Origin of the sequence: Peribacillus loiseleuriae (assembly GCF_001183985.1) — a bacterium.
Lineage (GTDB): Bacteria > Bacillota > Bacilli > Bacillales > DSM-1321 > Peribacillus > Peribacillus loiseleuriae.
The window spans coordinates 3,001,459-3,018,432 of the sequence record NZ_LFZW01000001.1 but is presented as its reverse complement, the minus strand read 5'-3'; the positions used below and the strand labels follow the sequence as shown (position 1 = coordinate 3,018,432).

The 16,974-nt window shown below is 37.7% G+C and carries 18 protein-coding genes; 17 read left to right on the top strand and 1 reads right to left on the bottom strand.

The genetic code is table 11. The features are described from left to right. The first annotated feature begins 72 nt into the window (after positions 1-72). From AC625_RS14025 to AC625_RS13960, 15 genes are all read left to right on the top strand, one after another. A complete protein-coding gene (locus AC625_RS14025) occupies positions 73-711 on the top strand; it encodes an HD domain-containing protein (protein ID WP_049681834.1) in 639 nt (212 codons plus the stop codon). 536 nt (positions 712-1,247) lie between these two features. After that, on the top strand, positions 1,248-2,603 hold the full coding sequence (locus AC625_RS14020; RefSeq protein ID WP_049681833.1) for an aspartate aminotransferase family protein: 1,356 nt from the start codon (positions 1,248-1,250) through the stop codon (positions 2,601-2,603). A gap of 15 nt (positions 2,604-2,618) precedes the next feature. Next, complete coding sequence (locus AC625_RS14015; RefSeq protein ID WP_049681832.1) at positions 2,619-3,320, top strand: CoA transferase subunit A; 702 nt, start codon at positions 2,619-2,621, stop codon at positions 3,318-3,320. Next, positions 3,299-3,967, top strand: a complete 669-nt coding sequence (locus AC625_RS14010; RefSeq protein WP_049681831.1) for a 3-oxoacid CoA-transferase subunit B — start codon at positions 3,299-3,301, stop codon at positions 3,965-3,967. Before AC625_RS14015 ends, AC625_RS14010 begins: the two co-directional genes overlap by 22 nt. Before the next feature lie 5 nt (positions 3,968-3,972). Continuing rightward, complete coding sequence (locus tag AC625_RS14005) at positions 3,973-5,244, top strand: peptidase (RefSeq protein WP_180320102.1); 1,272 nt, start codon at positions 3,973-3,975, stop codon at positions 5,242-5,244. Positions 5,245-5,398: 154 nt separating this feature from the next. Next, positions 5,399-6,247 (top strand): putative beta-lysine N-acetyltransferase, encoded by an 849-nt coding sequence (ablB, locus tag AC625_RS14000; protein WP_049681829.1) that lies wholly within the window; start codon positions 5,399-5,401, stop codon positions 6,245-6,247. Positions 6,248-6,332: 85 nt separating this feature from the next. After that, positions 6,333-7,706, top strand: a complete 1,374-nt coding sequence (locus tag AC625_RS13995) for a sigma-54 interaction domain-containing protein (protein WP_049681828.1) — start codon at positions 6,333-6,335, stop codon at positions 7,704-7,706. Between the two features lie 104 nt (positions 7,707-7,810). Further along, positions 7,811-9,238 carry a lysine 2,3-aminomutase gene (gene kamA, locus AC625_RS13990; protein ID WP_049681827.1) on the top strand — a complete coding sequence of 476 codons (1,428 nt, stop codon included), beginning with the start codon at positions 7,811-7,813 and terminating at the stop codon, positions 9,236-9,238. After that, positions 9,231-9,509, top strand: coding sequence for a YokU family protein (locus AC625_RS13985; RefSeq protein WP_049681826.1), 279 nt, complete (start codon positions 9,231-9,233; stop codon positions 9,507-9,509). The genes kamA and AC625_RS13985 overlap by 8 nt, the downstream gene beginning before the upstream one ends. A gap of 300 nt (positions 9,510-9,809) precedes the next feature. Further along, positions 9,810-10,034, top strand: coding sequence for a YozE family protein (locus AC625_RS13980; RefSeq protein WP_049681825.1), 225 nt, complete (start codon positions 9,810-9,812; stop codon positions 10,032-10,034). A 325-nt stretch (positions 10,035-10,359) separates the two neighbouring features. Further along, positions 10,360-11,061 (top strand): hypothetical protein, encoded by a 702-nt coding sequence (locus AC625_RS13975; protein WP_049681824.1) that lies wholly within the window; start codon positions 10,360-10,362, stop codon positions 11,059-11,061. 67 nt (positions 11,062-11,128) lie between these two features. Beyond that, the gene (locus tag AC625_RS25935; protein WP_082191114.1) at positions 11,129-11,299 is read left to right on the top strand and encodes a YozD family protein; all 171 of its coding nucleotides are present in this window, start codon (positions 11,129-11,131) and stop codon (positions 11,297-11,299) included. Positions 11,300-11,696: 397 nt separating this feature from the next. After that, positions 11,697-12,401: a purine-nucleoside phosphorylase gene (gene deoD, locus AC625_RS13970; RefSeq protein ID WP_049681823.1), complete on the top strand. Its 705-nt coding sequence runs from the start codon at positions 11,697-11,699 to the stop codon at positions 12,399-12,401. Positions 12,402-12,683: 282 nt separating this feature from the next. Continuing rightward, positions 12,684-14,201, top strand: coding sequence for a lmo1851 family serine protease (locus tag AC625_RS13965; RefSeq protein ID WP_342670994.1), 1,518 nt, complete (start codon positions 12,684-12,686; stop codon positions 14,199-14,201). Positions 14,202-14,364: 163 nt separating this feature from the next. Beyond that, positions 14,365-15,294, top strand: coding sequence for a CobW family GTP-binding protein (locus AC625_RS13960; protein ID WP_049681822.1), 930 nt, complete (start codon positions 14,365-14,367; stop codon positions 15,292-15,294). Positions 15,295-15,448: 154 nt separating this feature from the next. On the opposite strand, the gene AC625_RS13955 is transcribed toward AC625_RS13960, so the two are convergent. Continuing rightward, positions 15,449-15,694 (bottom strand): hypothetical protein, encoded by a 246-nt coding sequence (locus AC625_RS13955; protein ID WP_049681821.1) that lies wholly within the window; start codon positions 15,692-15,694, stop codon positions 15,449-15,451. 142 nt (positions 15,695-15,836) lie between these two features. Here AC625_RS13955 and AC625_RS13950 point away from each other — a divergent pair, with 142 nt between their 5' ends. Continuing rightward, on the top strand, positions 15,837-16,121 hold the full coding sequence (locus AC625_RS13950; RefSeq protein WP_049681820.1) for a hypothetical protein: 285 nt from the start codon (positions 15,837-15,839) through the stop codon (positions 16,119-16,121). An 86-nt stretch (positions 16,122-16,207) separates the two neighbouring features. Then, positions 16,208-16,663, top strand: coding sequence for a FixH family protein (locus AC625_RS13945; RefSeq protein ID WP_342670993.1), 456 nt, complete (start codon positions 16,208-16,210; stop codon positions 16,661-16,663). Positions 16,664-16,974 lie beyond the last annotated feature (311 nt).

Below are 16,974 nucleotides of genomic sequence, written 5' to 3'. Positions count from 1 at the left end.
TAAATTTCTCTTTACAATGAAGATAAGCTCATGAAAATGAGAACTACTAAATTGTAAGGGGGATTTTCAATTATGCTTCAAGAAGTAGCAGGTATTAAAATTCCAGATTCTCGATTGGCGAAAGATGCAGCCGATATTTTACGTGAGCATGGGAACGGCTTGTTGTGGAATCATTCAAATCGTGTATTTTTATTTGGTGCAGTCAACGGAAAAAAAGCGAAGCAGAATTATGATTTAGAGTTACTATATGTCAGTGCTTTATTCCATGATTTAGGCTTAACCAAAAAGTACAGTAGTCCAGATTTACGGTTTGAAGTAGACGGTGCAAATGCAGCAAGAAGTTTTTTACAGCAGTATCAAATTCCAGATGAGTCGATTCGTCTTGTATGGGATGCGATTGCATTACATACGACACCCGGTATTGCAGAACATAAAGAGTCTGAAGTAGCACTACTCTTTTCAGGTGTTGGTTTAGATGTGATGGGAGATGGCTTTGAACAATTCCCTGACGATTTGCGTGAAGCAATTATAAAAGCTTTCCCTCGTAACAATTTCAAAAAGGAAATTATTCCAGCGTTTTATGAGGGTTTTAAGCATAAGCCAGAAACTACTTTTGGCAATATGAAAGAAGATGTTATTAAACATTTTAGACCGGAATATAAAAATAAGAATTTCTGTCATTGTATTTTACATTCACCATGGTCAGAATAAGAAGCAGAAATAACAACGTAACCAGGTAGTAGGTTTGACCATTTATATAGGGTTATTCTTTGGATTCTTAAACGTTGTTAATCTGTATTTTTCGGACCATTAAAGTAAAGGTTATGTGCATTAAACAAGTAACGCAGTTCTATATGTTTTTTTAGTGAGTGATTTATATACTTATTACAGAATAAGGCGCAATTGTGGAAGAACATTGGATGAAAGTGATCAAACTTTTTTATAAAAAATGTATATTAATTCATAAGAGAAGAATCCATTTTGATTAATTTTTTTTCAAAACGGATTTTTTTTATTTGCCCAGAATGAGTTTTTACGGAATACTTTTGACTAAACTTTATTCCAAAGCTACATTATTAACAGTATACGAGATATGACCCTTTTTTTAACACAATTGATTATTTTTGTAAAAATAGACAATTGTGTTAAGTGCAACATTTTATTTCCGGGAAGAAAGATTGCGACATTCAAGACATACACTAGATTATACGGTTAGTAAGATAAGTGAAAAGGAGTGCTGAAAAAAAATGGGGAAATCGTCATTAATTAAACCAGTACTCGGCGTGGAATATCCGATAATTAGTCATGGGAAAGGAGTGTTTCTTTACGATGCTTTTGGAAAAGAGTATCTTGATGGATGCTCTGGAGCAGTGACAGCGAATATTGGCCATGGAGTGGAAGAAATTACAAAATCTATGGTTGAACAAGCTGAGAAGGTTTCGTTTGTGTATCGTTCACAGTTTACTAGTGACGCGGCAGAACAGCTTGCATTAAAACTTTCAGATTTAACGAATGGCGATTATCCTTGGAGTTTCTTCGTGAACAGTGGGTCAGAAGCAACAGAGACTGCCATGAAACTAGCCATTCAATACTGGCAGGAAAAAGGAAAGCCACAGAAGAACCGAATCATCTCGAGATGGATGAGCTATCACGGGATCACGCTTGGAGCCTTGTCTATGTCTGGACATCCAGTACGTCGAGAACGATTTACGGAAATTCTGGAATCGTATCCGGCAATCTCTGCTCCCTATTGTTATCGTTGTCCTTTACATCTGGAGAGAAAATCATGCGGGCTTGCTTGTGCGAATGAACTTGAAGCAGCAATCAGAAGAATTGGAGCGGATCATGTGGCCGCCTTCATTGCTGAACCAGTCATTGGAGCAGCGGGAGCAGCCATTACACCACCTGATGGCTATTTTCAAAAACTAAAGCAAATTTGCGAGAAGTACGATATCTTATTTATTGCCGATGAAGTGATGACAGGAATGGGGCGTACGGGAAAAATACTTGCTTCAGAACATTGGGGAGTAAAGCCTGATATTGTAACACTTGGTAAAGGCATGAGCGGGGGCTACACGCCGATCGCAGCGACAATCGTTTCGGATCCTATCATTCAAACAATTCTACAAGGTTCAAGAGTCATTATGGGCGGTCATACCTTTAGCGCAAATCCATTATCTTGCGCTATTTCACTTGCTGTACTCAACCATCTCACTAAACATAATATAGCTGAACGTGCAGCCATCGCCGGTGTTTATTTGAAAAACAAGTTGCACTTATTGGAACAGAAGTATTCTTTTATAGGAGATATTCGTGGAAAAGGTCTCCTTCTTGGTATTGAATTTGTCCAAAATAAAAAAACGAAAGAACCTTTTCCGCTAGTCGCTTCTATAACAAATACAGTGATTAAGCTTGCAATGGAGCACGGCTTGTTATTATATCCTGCTGCTGCTGGTGAAGAAGGGGTCACAGGTGCTGCCATTATTGTCGCACCACCATTAACAATTACCGAAAAAGAAATGGATGAACTAGTGAGCCGTTTAGAAGCTGTTTTTGAAGAATGGTCTGAAAAACATTTGCTGAATGTGAATGAGGAAATTTAATAGGCGGTGTGGAAGATGACTGAAAACACGTTTAAGAAAGTAGTGAACCGTGCTAGTTTAACCCCACTTTTTAAAGATGGAATAAGCATCTTATTCGGTGGTTTTGGAGGAGTAGGTACACCGCCGGGATTGGTGGATCTTATTTTAGAAACTGGGATTAAGAATCTAACATTAATCGGCACAGATGCCGGATTTCCTGACATTGGAATCGGCAAAGTCATTACAAAAAAACAAGCAAAAAAATTAATAGTTTCTCATATTGGTTCCAATCCTAATGCAGGGACTTATATGAATACTGGTGAGCTTGAAATTGAATTTTCTCCACAAGGAACATTAATTGAACGCATTCGAGCAGGCGGGATGGGCCTTGGTGGTATCTTATCTGATATCGGTATTGAGGCTGAAATTGTAAACCGTAGTAAAGAAAAAGTGAAAGTGGCAAAAAAAGAATACTTAATTGAGCCAGCCATAACGGGCGACATTGCTATTGTTTATGCAAAAAAAGCTGATTATTATGGAAACTTGATTTTTGATAAAAGTGCAAGAAACTCAAATCCTTATGTGGCAATGGCTGGAAAAATAACGATTGTAGAAGCATTAGAAATTGTCCCCATTGGTTCATTGAACCCAGAAGAAATTATCACTCCAGGGGTATTTATCAATTATATCGTGCAATCGAAAGGAGTGAATTGGCAATGGGCATGGGAGCAGAAATAAGAAAGAAACTAGCAAAACGAGCTGCACAAGAAATTAAGGAAGGGATGTTAGTCAATCTGGGTATTGGGATTCCTTCTCTGGTACCTGATTTTTTGCCGGGAAGTTTTCCAGTCATGTTTCATGCTGAAAATGGAATTATCGGAATGGGGCCCTCTTCGGAACCGGGCAAAGAAGATGAAAATCTTTGTAACGCAGGCGGGTATCCTGTCACATTACAGACAGGAGGTTCGTATTGCGATGGTGCTATGGCATTCGGGATCATACGATCAAAACGGATTGATTTAACCATTTTAGGTGCGTTACAAGTCAGTGAAAAAGGTGATCTTGCGAATTGGATTGTCCCAGGGAAGCGAATTCCCGGGATGGGTGGGGCTATGGATTTAGCAGCCAAAGCAAAGAAGGTCATCGTTGTAATGAATCATTTTGACAAAAGTGGTACTTCGAAGCTAGTCAAAGCATGTACATTACCCTTAACTGCACCTAACTGTGTACATATGATCATTACAGAGATGGGTGTTTTTAACGTTACTTTTGAAGGACTTCTGTTAACTGACTTATTCGAACCATATACATTTGCTGATGTAATAGCGAAAACAGAAGCTGAAGTAAAAAGAGCCAAACAGATTCGCATCATAAAAGAAAGGTAGAGATTATGATGGATAAAAAACATAGAGTGATAGATTGGATCCATGAGAACTATCCTAAAGGCGTCAAGTTATTGCAGAAGCTAATTCAAGAACCAAGTAAGAGAGGGAATGAGGGAGGTGCGCAAGCGATTATCATTGAAAAATGCCGCGAACTCGGATTGGAATTGGATATTTGGGAGATTGGCGATGATGAATTAAAAAATCATCCACAATTTCACTGTGACCGTAGTGATTTTAAAGGAAATCCAAACCTTGTTGCAATAAAAAAAGGGGAGGGATTTGGGAAATCTATCCTTTTGAATGGGCATATTGATGTTGTACCTGAAGGGAATCAAAATGATTGGGAAATGGATCCTTTTAGCGGGAAAGTTATGAATGGTAAAGTGTTTGGTAGAGGGTCCACTGATATGAAAGGTGGCAATGTTTCATTACTGTTGGCGATTGAGGCAATAATGGCAAGTGGAATTATGTTAAAAGGAGATATGATTTTTCAAAGTGTAATTGAAGAGGAAAGCGGTGGGGCAGGAACACTTGCAGCTGTATTACGGGGATATCGCGCAGATGGAGCGATTATCCCCGAACCTACGAATATGAAAATCTTTCCGCTCCAACAAGGTTCGTTGTGGTTTCGACTTACTGTAAAAGGAAAATCAGCTCATGCTGGTACTCGATATGAGGGAGTGAGCGCTATTGAGCAATCCGTAATTGTTATGGAAGCTATTCGAGATTTAGAGAATAGAAGAAACGCAGCGCTTACTCATCCATTGTACGAAAATATCCCCATCCCGATTCCAATCAATCTGGGGAAAATCCATGGCGGTGAATGGCCATCATCTGTTCCTGATACGGTCGTTTTGGAAGGACGACTTGGAGTCGCTCCTTTTGAAACAGTAGACGAAGCTAAAGATAGCTTAAAAGCATGTATTGAAAAATTAAATTCCTCATGCGATTGGTTTAGGAACAAACCGGTTGAACTTGAATTTTTTGGTGCACGTTGGTTACCTGGTCATATCGATTTAGAGCATCCATTTCTTCGAACAGTGCAAGCAGCATATAAAGAAAAAATGAACCAAGAAGCAAAATTAGAAGCATCGCCATGGGCAACGGATGGCGGCTATTTATCTGGGATCGGCGGAATCCCGACCATTGTGTTTGGTCCAGGAAAAACCGAATTAGCCCATGATGCCAATGAATATATTGAAATAGAAAAAATGATCGAAGCAGCTCAAATCATTGCGATAACGATACTTGACTGGTGCGAAGTTTCTGAAGAATGAAAACCAAAGAGATTAGTTCATATGGGTTAGGCGATACCCTTCATATCCTATATTTATGGATTAAATCATCCAAAAATATAAGGGAGAGAAGGGTGAGGTCTGACTCTTTCTTTATTTTTTGGTACACTAAATATGAAGTAAAGGGGGAAGGTCAATGAATGATATACCTATGGAAAAAGAGATAAATGGAAATAGCTTTTATGTGAAACTTGTAATCGACCCTTTTAATAAACGGGTTAGAATGGATGATTATTTAGGGAATATTACTCTTTGTTTAAAAGAGGCGGTTGAAGCCGTTTTAAAAATCGGTGCAGAGAAACTGATTGTAAAAGCCAGGCAGGAAAATTTTAAAGAGCTGATCTTAGCAGGTTTTGTTTTCGAAGCCAGTATTGATAAGTATTTTTATGGCAGTGATTGTTGTTTTTTTGCAAAATATTATCAAAATGAACGTCGAAATAGTGGGAACTGGCAGGAAGAAGACGAAATTTTAACCCGGGTAATATCCCTTAGTGCTATTGAACAAAGAAAACAGCTCCCTTTAGGCTATATAATAAGAAAAGCGAATAGTGCTGATGCAAATGAATTGGCATGTTTATATAAACAGGTTTTTGAAATCTATCCGGTTCCGATGAATGATCCAGAATATGTGAAAAAATGTATCGAAAACGAAGCTGTGTTTTATGTATGCCTATTTAACGAGAAAATTGTAAGCGCCGCATCAGCAGAAGTGAATAGCCACTATCATAATGCTGAAATAACGGATTGTGCGACACTGCCAGAACATCGGCAATTTGGCTTAATGAAGCTTTTGATTAGTGAGCTTGAAAAATACTTAGCAGAACACCAAATCTTTTGTATGTATTCTATTGCAAGAGCCCTGTCATTTGGCATGAATGCGACCTTTCATTCTCTTAATTACACGTATCGTGGAAGATTAGCGAATAACTGTTATATTTTCGATAAACTAGAGGATATGAATATTTGGGTGAAAAACATTTCATAAATGCCGGAAAAACAGCAGCAATCTGACAAGATTCTGGCATTCCTTCATATACTTTACTAAGTAAGACTTGAAGGAGTGAACGAATGTGAATCGGGAATTTTACACGACAAGAGAAGTGTTAGAAGCGATTTTAACGAGTATTGATGAAGGCATTCATGTAATCGATACGGAAGGGTATACAATTTTTTATAATAAAGTGGCAGCGGAACGGGATCGAATGAAGGTGGAAGAGGTGTTAGGGGAACCACTTACACAATCTTTTCCATCTCTCAATCGCCATACATCAACACTGCTACAGGTTATTGAGCGAGCAGAACCAATTAAAGATAAACGACAGTCATATATGAATATACATGGAAAAATGATTGAAACCATCAACACGACCTTGCCGCTGCATGTGAATGGAGAGTTGTTTGGAGCCATCGAAATTGCCAAAGATTACTCCAACTTGAAAGCATTATCAGAACGATTGCTTGATCTAAAGCAGAGCGATACCAGTCAGCAGAAGAAATTCGCAACTACTAGTACCAATTATACATTTTCTGATTTATTAACGGTGAATCCGATCTTTTTACAGGTGATTCATCAAGGAAAAAAAGCCGCAAATTCCGACTCATCTGTACTTGTTTATGGTGAAAGCGGGGTAGGAAAGGAATTGTTTGTCCAAGGCATCCATGCCGCTTCAACTAGAAGCAAAGCGCCCTTTATCGCTCAAAACTGTGCAGCGCTTCCAGAGTCACTGCTGGAGAGTTTATTATTTGGAACAGCCAAGGGAAGCTATACAGGTGCAGTAGAGCGTGCGGGGTTGTTTGAGTTAGCGAATGGAGGAACCTTGTTTTTAGATGAACTGCAATCGATGCCGCTCCAGTTGCAAACGAAGCTATTGCGAGTACTTGAAGATGGACTGATAAGAAGAATTGGAGGGACAAAGAATAGTCAAGTAGACGTCAGAATCATGGCGGCGATGAATATGCATCCCGAAAAAGCACTATCAGAGCAATTACTTCGACCAGACTTATACTATCGATTAAACGTGTTGAGCTATGAATTACCGTCTTTAAATAATCGAACGGAAGACATCGAACTACTCGCCCATCATTTTATTTCATATTTTAATAAAAAGATGAAAAAACATATTAGTGGTATGGAACCCAATTTGCATGGATTCTTCAACACATACAAATGGCCCGGCAATGTACGAGAACTTAAGCATACTATCGAATATATGATGAATATTGCTGAAACGAATTTCCTTCATTTAGAGGACTTGCCCCCATTTCTTAAATATAAGGATACACATGCACTAGACATCCAACCTTTAAGAGAAGTTTTGAAGCAAACAGAAGAAGAGCTGATTTCTAATGCATTAACAAAGACCAAAGGGAATATTCTGCAAGCCGCTAAATTGCTCCAGATACCGCGCCAAACGCTTCAGTATAAGCTAAATAAAATCGAATAAGGTGGATGGGTGACCACTAAATTTTAATAAAAATGCTGATTTTTGTCTATATTGGCATGGCTCTTGCATTAACTATTACTATCAAGTGGCAAGGGGGAACCATAATGTTATTCGATTTATATAAACCAGACCGACACTGGAAAGATATCGAGCTATGGAAAGATGTAACCGATGAGAAATGGAATGATTGGATTTGGCAGCTTACGAACACGATTCGAACCTTAGATGATTTAAAAAAAGTGATAAATCTTACACCAGATGAAGAAGAAGGGGTTCGAATTTCGACGAAAACGATTCCACTGAATATTACACCCTACTATGCCTCATTAATGAATCCTGATGATCCAAGATGCCCAATCCGAATGCAAAGTGTCCCGATCTCAAGTGAAATGCATAAAACCAAATACGATATGGAAGACCCGCTTCATGAAGACGAAGATTCCCCTGTACCAGGCTTAACCCATCGTTATCCTGATCGGGTACTGTTTTTAGTGACTAATCAATGCTCGATGTATTGCAGGTATTGTACACGAAGAAGATTTTCCGGACAAATCGGAATGGGGGTTCCAAAGAAACAGCTTGATGCAGCGATTCAATATATTAGGGAAACGCCAGCTGTTCGTGATGTTCTGTTATCTGGTGGCGATGGACTATTGATTAACGATACGATTCTGGAATATATTTTGAAAAATTTGCGTGACATCCCACATGTGGAAATTATCAGGATTGGTACACGTGCGCCTGTTGTTTTTCCGCATCGGATCACAGAAAATTTGTGTACGATTTTAAAAAAATATCATCCAGTATGGCTCAATACACATTTCAATACATCCATTGAAATAACAGAAGAAGCAAAGAAAGCGTGCGAAATGCTTGCTGATGCTGGCGTTCCTGTAGGTAATCAGGCTGTTATTCTTGCAGGAATCAATGACAGCGTGCCGATTATGAAAAAGTTGATGCATGATCTCGTGAAAATCCGCGTTAGGCCTTATTATATTTATCAATGTGATCTTTCTGAAGGAATCGGACATTTTAGGGCACCAATTTCAAAAGGTATTGAGATTATTGAAGGCCTGCGGGGACATACTTCAGGTTATGCAATTCCCACTTTTGTCGTCGACGCCCCAGGTGGCGGAGGTAAAATTACGCTTCAGCCTAACTACATTATTTCACAATCACCGGAGAAAACGGTTCTTCGCAACTTTGAAGGCGTTATATCAACGTATCCTGAACCAGAAAATTACACACCAGGGCGGGCAGATGACTATTTTGAGAGCATTTATCCGCATGCAGGAAATAAACGCTCAGATATTGGCATTGCTGGTTTGCTGAATGAGAGTAAGTTCAATTTGGTCCCTGAAGGACTTGAACGTTTATACCGTCGTGAAAAATATGAAAATAATCCTGAACATAGCTCATTAAAAGATCAACGTGAAAAGCGTGATATCTTAAAAGAAAAAAAATATCAGGCACAACTGAAGAAAATGTCATCTGCAAAGAGTGATCAAGATAAGGGGGATCAAAATGGATAAATGCAGCTGGTGTGAAGCCACTGGGGTTGTGCTTGGTTCCGGATCGGTCTATTGGGAGCTTCCAGATGGTACAAAAGCGATTGAAATCTTAAATACGCCCACCTATTCCTGTGAAAGGTGTGGGGCTGTCTATCAAAGTGACGAGACGGTGAAACAAATTGAAGACCAACTATTCTTAATCTCTACGGTGAATTTAAATAAAACAGTCGATTTTCAAGAATTGATGAAGATGAAGCGACTCCTTAAACGAAACTATTTTGATTTTTCATAAATTTTCACAATTTATTACCCTTCATATTTGTTACTTATTCATTACATGTAACGAGAATAAACATGTAGCAATAGGGCGAGAAAATAGATTGTATTTAGTCAACATTCTGAAATTAGGTTAGCAATGATAGAATGGCTGTCCCATAACGAAAGGGTCAGTCCCACTTCTACTATATCGTTTATATGACATGAAACAACGGTGTACAGAAGTGAGGTCAGACCCTTTTTTTGATCACTTCTTTTTGACGGCAAGACAAATCTCCATTATATTTATGTCAGATTTATTTTATTTTGGAGGATAATGATGAAGCCTTTTTACACGTTCTTAATGAACTATCGCCAGCCGAAAGAAGTGGATGAAATGACGAAATTTGCGAATGAAGCATTTAATGATCATACATTTCCGAAGCAATCTAATAATTATGATGAACTCAGCCGGTATTTGGAAATGAATGGGCATTATCTACGCAGTATGTCTATTTTTGATGAAGTTTGGGATACGTATATGCTGAACGAGAAGAGATGATAAACTCATAAATCAAATTAGGTATATATGGATTTTTGTTCGTACAAAGCTTATTTCTAATCGGCTTATTTGCAATGGCTACACTAAAAGGTTGGATATTGTGAAAATTCATCTACTAAGGAGTAACCTGATTTACTGGATGTAAACCAAGTATAGAGAGCTAGTTCTTTTTTTATAACTGAAAAAGGACTGGCTTTTTTTGTATGCGGTTATAAAGGAGTTAATACAATGACATTAGAGAATTCAGATTAACGCAGTGAATATATTCTGCATATACTTTATATTAATCAAACATATAGGACCGATTTATAAGGGGATGTCTCTTATGGGGAAAAAGAAACAGCCGAAATTCCAGAAAGGCGATACAGTGGTTATTACGATGTATGGAACAGTGGGGAAAATTACGGATGTAAAATTTATGGATGAATCTTTTGTTTACGAAGTGAATCACAGTCAAGGTCTTTATTTAGAAAACACGCTGAAAAGTGTAGAAGAATATGAAGGTGAGTTAGTATCTGATTCAGAGCATATTGATATTGAATATAAGTTTACATTCGGTGACCTCGTTCAAGTTGATGGATATGAGCGTGATTATTTTAAAATATTGGGCTTTAGAACCGAGATATGGCGTTATAAAGAAGATGCCTGGGAAGACATTGTCTATGAACTTGCTAGAATTGCAGACGGAGAATGGCTCGAAGCACATGAGGAAGAAATTACGTTAATTGCGGATGCGGAACGAGCAGAAAGTATCATGTCCAAATTAGGACTTATTGGCGACCAGCAAAAAACATCCAAAGTTGCCGACTCCTTGAAAAAAAATGGACAAAAAACAGAACCGATCACGAACGTTCAAGAAGGTGATAAGAAGGAATTTATCGATGGTTTACTCGATCTTTATAATGACTATCAAATGCTTTACGAATGGTTCGGGGATGAAGATTATTTCCATGTGATGAAAATAGCGCTTTTGAAAATGAAAAAGACAGTAGACGATACGGCAGGCGATGAAAAATTAAAGAATTGAAGGAATAAGATCAAGCAGTCATAATTCGTCTTGCAGGCTCATACATCTTTAATAAGGGGGCGATGACATGCGAGAAATTGAAGTATTCATTGATACAGAAGAAATTGCGGAATTCTTCTTTCAGGAGTTAATGAAACGGGGCTATATACCGAATGAAGAGGAGTTAGAAGATCTTGCAGACATCACATTCGATTATTTGCTTGATAAATGTATAATTGATGAAGATAATGAGGACTAACTTGGGTGGATTTTATACTTTCCCACATCAGTTCAACTCGCTTTAGCGGATAACCCCTCACTTCTTTAAAAAAGTCAGGCTTACTGTGTGATCAACATAGTGACTATGTCAAAAAACATACATGGCACACCAAAGCATTGTTTCTCCTCAGCAATGCTTTTTTTTGTTTAGCTTAGGAAACAGAAGAATGATCTTTTGTTAAATTGAATCAATTTGGGCCTTACGTATGTTTAAGAAGGAAATTGGTTTGGAAGAGATAACAAAGGTCGTGAATAGCATGCATTTTTAACAAAAATCAATTATAATTGAGGTTCCATGCACATTTCCATTTTAGGATGGTGCTATGGTATAGTTATTTTCGATATTTATATTTCAAGCTTTAGAGGAGGAAACAAAAGTGAGTGTACATATTGGTGCAAAAGAAAATGAAATTGCCGAAACGGTCTTGTTACCTGGAGATCCACTTCGGGCAAAATATATAGCAGAAACTTTTTTGGAAAACGCTACACTTTACAATGAAGTCAGAAACATGTTTGGTTATACAGGCACATATAAAGGAAAAAGAATTTCAGTTCAGGGTACAGGAATGGGTGTACCTTCGATTTCTATTTACGTCAATGAATTGATTAATAGCTATAATGTTCAAAATCTTATTCGTGTTGGCACAGCTGGAGCCATCCAAAAAGATGTAAAGGTACGTGACGTTATTCTTGCGATGAGTGCTTCAACTGATTCTCAAATAAACCGTTTAACGTTTGGCGGTATTGATTATGCACCAACAGCAGATTTCGATTTATTAAGAAAAGCTTATGAAGCGGGACTTACGAAAGGATTGCAATTAAAGGCTGGTAATGTCTTTACAGCAGATCATTTCTACAATGAAAACAGTGATTTAGAAAAATTGGCGAGATACCAAATCCTTGCAATAGAAATGGAGTCTGCAGCACTTTACACGCTTGCTGCCAAGTTTGGCCGTAAAGCATTGTCTATCTTGACAATTAGCGATCATATTCTTACAGGGGAAGAAACAACTTCAGAAGAACGTCAGACAACATTCAATGAAATGATTGAAGTTGCCTTAGAAGCAGCTATTCAAGAATAAAATGAAACATTCAACTGTGGGATTTATTTTTATTAAATCCCCTTCTAATGTCTAACCAGGATACTCTCTGAGTGAAGTTGTGGGATAGATTGCTGATTGAAAAAATTCGGTTTACTATCCAGCAAACACTTACTTTATACTTTTTTGCTTATACTAAACATTTATATTTCTAGTAAAGACATAAATCTGGTAAAATAATTTTACATACAAACGAATGTTACATTTATTGGCATAAGCGGGCCGTAATATTCCGTAGTTTCCTCGAATGAACATGAGTAAAATTTGAAGGTACAACCTGAAAGTGGTGAACACGCATTGGAAGAAGAAAATAAACAAACAGATTCTCCAGAAAAGACCAGATATGTTAAAATGAGAAGATTTCCGTTTATTATGGGGATATTTTTACTTGTTTTTTTGACAGCAGGAATTACTACGATTGCGTTGACTTTTGGAACAGATAAAGTCGAATCATCTTTACCTTCTCAAATGTCTTCCGGCGAACATCCTGAATTCGCCAAACTTTATTCTACTTATGACACATTAAAGAATAAATTTTATCAAGATGTAAATGAAACGGATCTTGTGAACGGTGCCATTGATGGTATGATTAAAGCCCTTGATGATCCATATTCTACCTATATGAATCAAGAGGAGGCAAAGAGCTTTCAAGAAAGTATTTCCTCTTCCTTTGAAGGAATCGGTGCAGAAATTCAACAGGCAAACTCGTTTATTAAGGTTGTTTCTCCGATTAAGGGTTCTCCTGCAGAGAAAGCTGGAATTAAGCCTAATGACTTAATTCTAAGCGTGAACGGTGCCAGTTTGGAAGGCGTAAACTCGACCGAAGCAGTCATGAAGATAAGAGGGAAAAAAGGCACTAAAGTTGACTTAGAAATTTCTCGAGAAGGATCTGAAAAACCAATTGAAATCACAATCATACGTGATACCATTCCAGTTGAAACCGTTTATTCCGAAATGTTGGACAATCATATTGCTAAAATTCAAGTAACTAGCTTCTCCACAGATACTGCTAATGAATTAAAGCAAGCTATTACGGAAATGGATAAGCAGGGGATGAAGGGTATGATTCTGGATTTACGTGGTAATCCGGGTGGTCTGCTTGATCAAGCAGAAGAAATTGCTAGCATCTTTGTACCAAATGGCAAACCCATTTTACAAGTGGAAAATCGGACAGGTGAGAAACAGGTGGCTAACGCAAGAAACAATGGTGTGTTTGAAAAACCTGTAGTCGTGTTGATCGATGGCGGTAGTGCAAGTGCTTCGGAAATCGTAGCTGCTGCTGTCAAAGAATCAGCAGGCATTAAGCTTATTGGGGAGAAGTCATTTGGTAAAGGAACTGTACAAACAGCAACTGATTTTAAAGATGGCTCTAACTTTAAATTTACAGCGGCAAAATGGCTGACACCTAATGGAAACTGGATACATTCTAAAGGAATCAAACCGGATATTTTGGTTAAACTTCCAGATTATGCGAGTCTTACTTATATTTCACCTGAAAAAGAACTGAAGGTATCTGAATCAGGTGTGGAAGTGAAAACGGCAGAGAAGATGTTAGAAGCGGCAGGGTATAAGCCAGGCAAGATTGATGGTTTCTACGACGATGAAACCGAAAAAGCAGTGTCACAATTCCAAAAAGACCATAGTATTAAAGTAACGGGAATACTTACTGGTGAGTCTACAACAAAGCTTATGCAAGTTCTGCGAGAAAAGATTCTTGCGAACGATACACAACTAAAAAAAGCATCGGAAGTACTTGAAAGTCAGTTAAATACTAGCAAGTAATCAAACCAGCAAAGTTTCCCTAAAAGGGCACTTTGCTGGTTTTTTTTGCTGTATTTTCATGCGCGTATAGCGATTGTAACGCAGCAAGCTACATGTTAAGACACGTTAATTTATGGTACACTGGTAGTGAAAGTAAATTATTTGAAACAGGAGTTTATTTAGAATGGAAAAAATGACAGAGGTATACATATTAGGTGGTTTTCTAGGCAGTGGGAAAACGACATTATTGAAGGAAATTATTCGACAGGAAAATGAAGCAGGGCGTAAAGCTGCCATTTTATTGAATGAACTTGGCAGTGTTTCAGTTGATACGGAAAGGCTAGGGCAAGATGTTCCGTTTAAAGAGCTACTTGGTGGCTGTATTTGCTGTACCATTCAAGATAAGGTGGAAGTGCAGCTACATAGTTTGCTATCTGAGCATGAACTTGATGCGATTTATATAGAAACAACTGGAGCTGCTCATCCGGTTGAGGTATTGGATAGCATCATGAGTCCATTATTTGCTAAAAAGCTAAAATATCGCGGGATTATTACAGTAGTGGATTTACTTCGTTACAGAGATCGGAACGAGCTGTCACCTCAGCTTCGTCAGCTTTTAATTGAACAGGTGCAGCATGCAGACTTTATCCTCTTAAACAAACAGGATTTGGTGAGTGAGTTAGAGGCTGGACAGCTTGTATACTCGATTCAGGCAATAAATCCTGAGGCAATAAGTTTACTTACTACACAAGCTAAAGTCTCCCTTTCTTCTTTACAAAAAATGAAAATGAAGAAAAAAAATGTCCATAGTCAATTGGATGTCCATAGTCATTTACATTTGCAGGCTATCGTCCATTCCTTCAAAAAGTCTATAGATCAAACCTCCTTCGAAGAGTGGCTTCGCGGTCTCCCGGATACGGTTTATCGAATGAAGGGCTATTTGTCCTTTACAAACTCTGAGCAGCCATACTTATTTCAGTATTCTTATGGTATGCCAATCTATATGAATGAATTTATTAAAATGCCGCTTAATCTTGTTATTATTGGTGAAGACCTTAATGAAGAAGAAATTCTGTGTCAACTAGCAGAATTGGAAGAAAATAGCGTTCTTTAAGTTTTTGTTGAAATCTATTGGGGGAAAGTAGAAGTATGGGACACTTTCACTTGGGATAAAAAAGAGTAAACATAGCAAGAAGCTGGCTATGATGAGCAATAAGTCAGCTTCTTTGTATGTAATCAGTTTTGAATTAGTACGATTCGTATAAAAACTACATGCTTCGATCTCCAAATGCAGCAAAGGTTTTTTCGTCTTCTATTAAACCGCATGCTGCACATTGGACTCTTACTTCTGGTCCACGGTAGGGAAGATGAAATGGTTCTAAATTATCACTTGAGTATTCCTGAACAACATCACCAGATTGAGGATCTTTTTTTACAGAAGTTGCGACTTGTTGAATAAGATTAAATCTTGATTTATTTGTTCGGCAATTTGGGCAGCGGTATACTTGTGCCAATAGAATCACTCCTTTATACAGTTCTCTAAATTGATTTTGGCTTAGCCTTGAGTTGACAAAAACTTCTCGTATAGGCGTAGATTGATCTATTATTAGGATTACCTTTATAACGGTAATTATGTAAATCAAAGGGGGGAGTAGAATGAATGAAGAAAACGCGAAAAATCTATTGCGCATCTATTCGAAATTATGGAAGAATCGAGTAGTAGAGGAGCGTGGCGACAAAGACGATGATTTTTTGCTTCGTGAAAAAATAAAAGCAGAACTGCTTGATGAAAACAGTCATCCAAGAGCAAGGAAAAATAGGTATGAGAAATTTTATTTATGCCTTCAAAGAGTTCAATATTCCAAATTAAACGATGAAGAGAAGAGTATAATGCTTTCGGTTTATATTGAAGAAATGGAGAAGTTACAGACACCGTTGTGATTATCAGGAATTTACCACGTTGATTACTGATTTAACGCCCTAATTCATGATATCTTGTAATATATATTAATAAAAGGGGAAGAATGATGAGAAAAAAAGTAGGAAGCATATTATTAATTATTTCAATGATGGTTCTTGCTGCATGTTCTAACAATCAGGGGAAAGGTACTGAACCAAAAATGCTAAACGTAGAGCTGACGATTAATCCTGAGCATGCCCAAGTGAATGATGTCGTTACTTTTAAAGCAAAAGTTACATATGGTGATGAAGCAGTAGAAGATGCTGATGAAGTGAAATTCGAAATATGGCGTTCACAAAGCGAGAACCATGAAACGATTGAAGTAAAACATTCCAAAGATGGAGTATATCAACTTGAGCAATCTTTCTCTGAAGAGGGTACCTATTATGTTTATGCTCATGTGCAAGCAAGAGATTTGCACAATATGCCCAAAAAGGAATTTGTGATTGGGGCTGCTAGTGAACCGGAAGAAAAGAGTACAAGTAAATCGATGAATGATGAAAGTCAACATAACCATCAATAAATAATAGCAAAGAGATGTTGTCTCAGGAAGGGTCAGACCTCACACTCTATATACCGTTTAATGTGTCAAATATGCGTCATGTAAACGATATATAGTAGAAGAGGATCTGGCCCTTTCATTATAATCGTTTTTTAAATATTCAGATTTATATATGAATCAAATAGTTATATTTGTAACATAAAAGTAAAGAATGTTACATGAAAAGACCATGAAAAAAGTTGTCAATCCTAAATTACTAGTTTTATTTGGTAGTGAAGTGTGTACCTACCATTGACAGAGACAAAAAGAAAGAGAATGAATCTAGTAAGAAA

Bases quoted from the DNA above. Each gene is read 5' to 3' on its own strand.
- AC625_RS14025 (WP_049681834.1), top strand. From the start codon at position 73: ATGCTTCAAGAAGTAGCAGGTATTAAAATTCCAGATTCTCGATTGGCG.
- AC625_RS14020 (WP_049681833.1), top strand. From the start codon at position 1,248: ATGGGGAAATCGTCATTAATTAAACCAGTACTCGGCGTGGAATATCCG.
- AC625_RS14015 (WP_049681832.1), top strand. From the start codon at position 2,619: ATGACTGAAAACACGTTTAAGAAAGTAGTGAACCGTGCTAGTTTAACC.
- AC625_RS14010 (WP_049681831.1), top strand. From the start codon at position 3,299: ATGGGCATGGGAGCAGAAATAAGAAAGAAACTAGCAAAACGAGCTGCA.
- AC625_RS14005 (WP_180320102.1), top strand. From the start codon at position 3,973: ATGATGGATAAAAAACATAGAGTGATAGATTGGATCCATGAGAACTAT.
- ablB (WP_049681829.1), top strand. From the start codon at position 5,399: ATGAATGATATACCTATGGAAAAAGAGATAAATGGAAATAGCTTTTAT.
- kamA (WP_049681827.1), top strand. From the start codon at position 7,811: ATGTTATTCGATTTATATAAACCAGACCGACACTGGAAAGATATCGAG.
- AC625_RS13985 (WP_049681826.1), top strand. From the start codon at position 9,231: ATGGATAAATGCAGCTGGTGTGAAGCCACTGGGGTTGTGCTTGGTTCC.
- AC625_RS13980 (WP_049681825.1), top strand. From the start codon at position 9,810: ATGATGAAGCCTTTTTACACGTTCTTAATGAACTATCGCCAGCCGAAA.
- AC625_RS13975 (WP_049681824.1), top strand. From the start codon at position 10,360: ATGGGGAAAAAGAAACAGCCGAAATTCCAGAAAGGCGATACAGTGGTT.
- AC625_RS25935 (WP_082191114.1), top strand. From the start codon at position 11,129: ATGCGAGAAATTGAAGTATTCATTGATACAGAAGAAATTGCGGAATTC.
- AC625_RS13960 (WP_049681822.1), top strand. From the start codon at position 14,365: ATGGAAAAAATGACAGAGGTATACATATTAGGTGGTTTTCTAGGCAGT.
- AC625_RS13950 (WP_049681820.1), top strand. From the start codon at position 15,837: ATGAATGAAGAAAACGCGAAAAATCTATTGCGCATCTATTCGAAATTA.
- AC625_RS13945 (WP_342670993.1), top strand. From the start codon at position 16,208: ATGAGAAAAAAAGTAGGAAGCATATTATTAATTATTTCAATGATGGTT.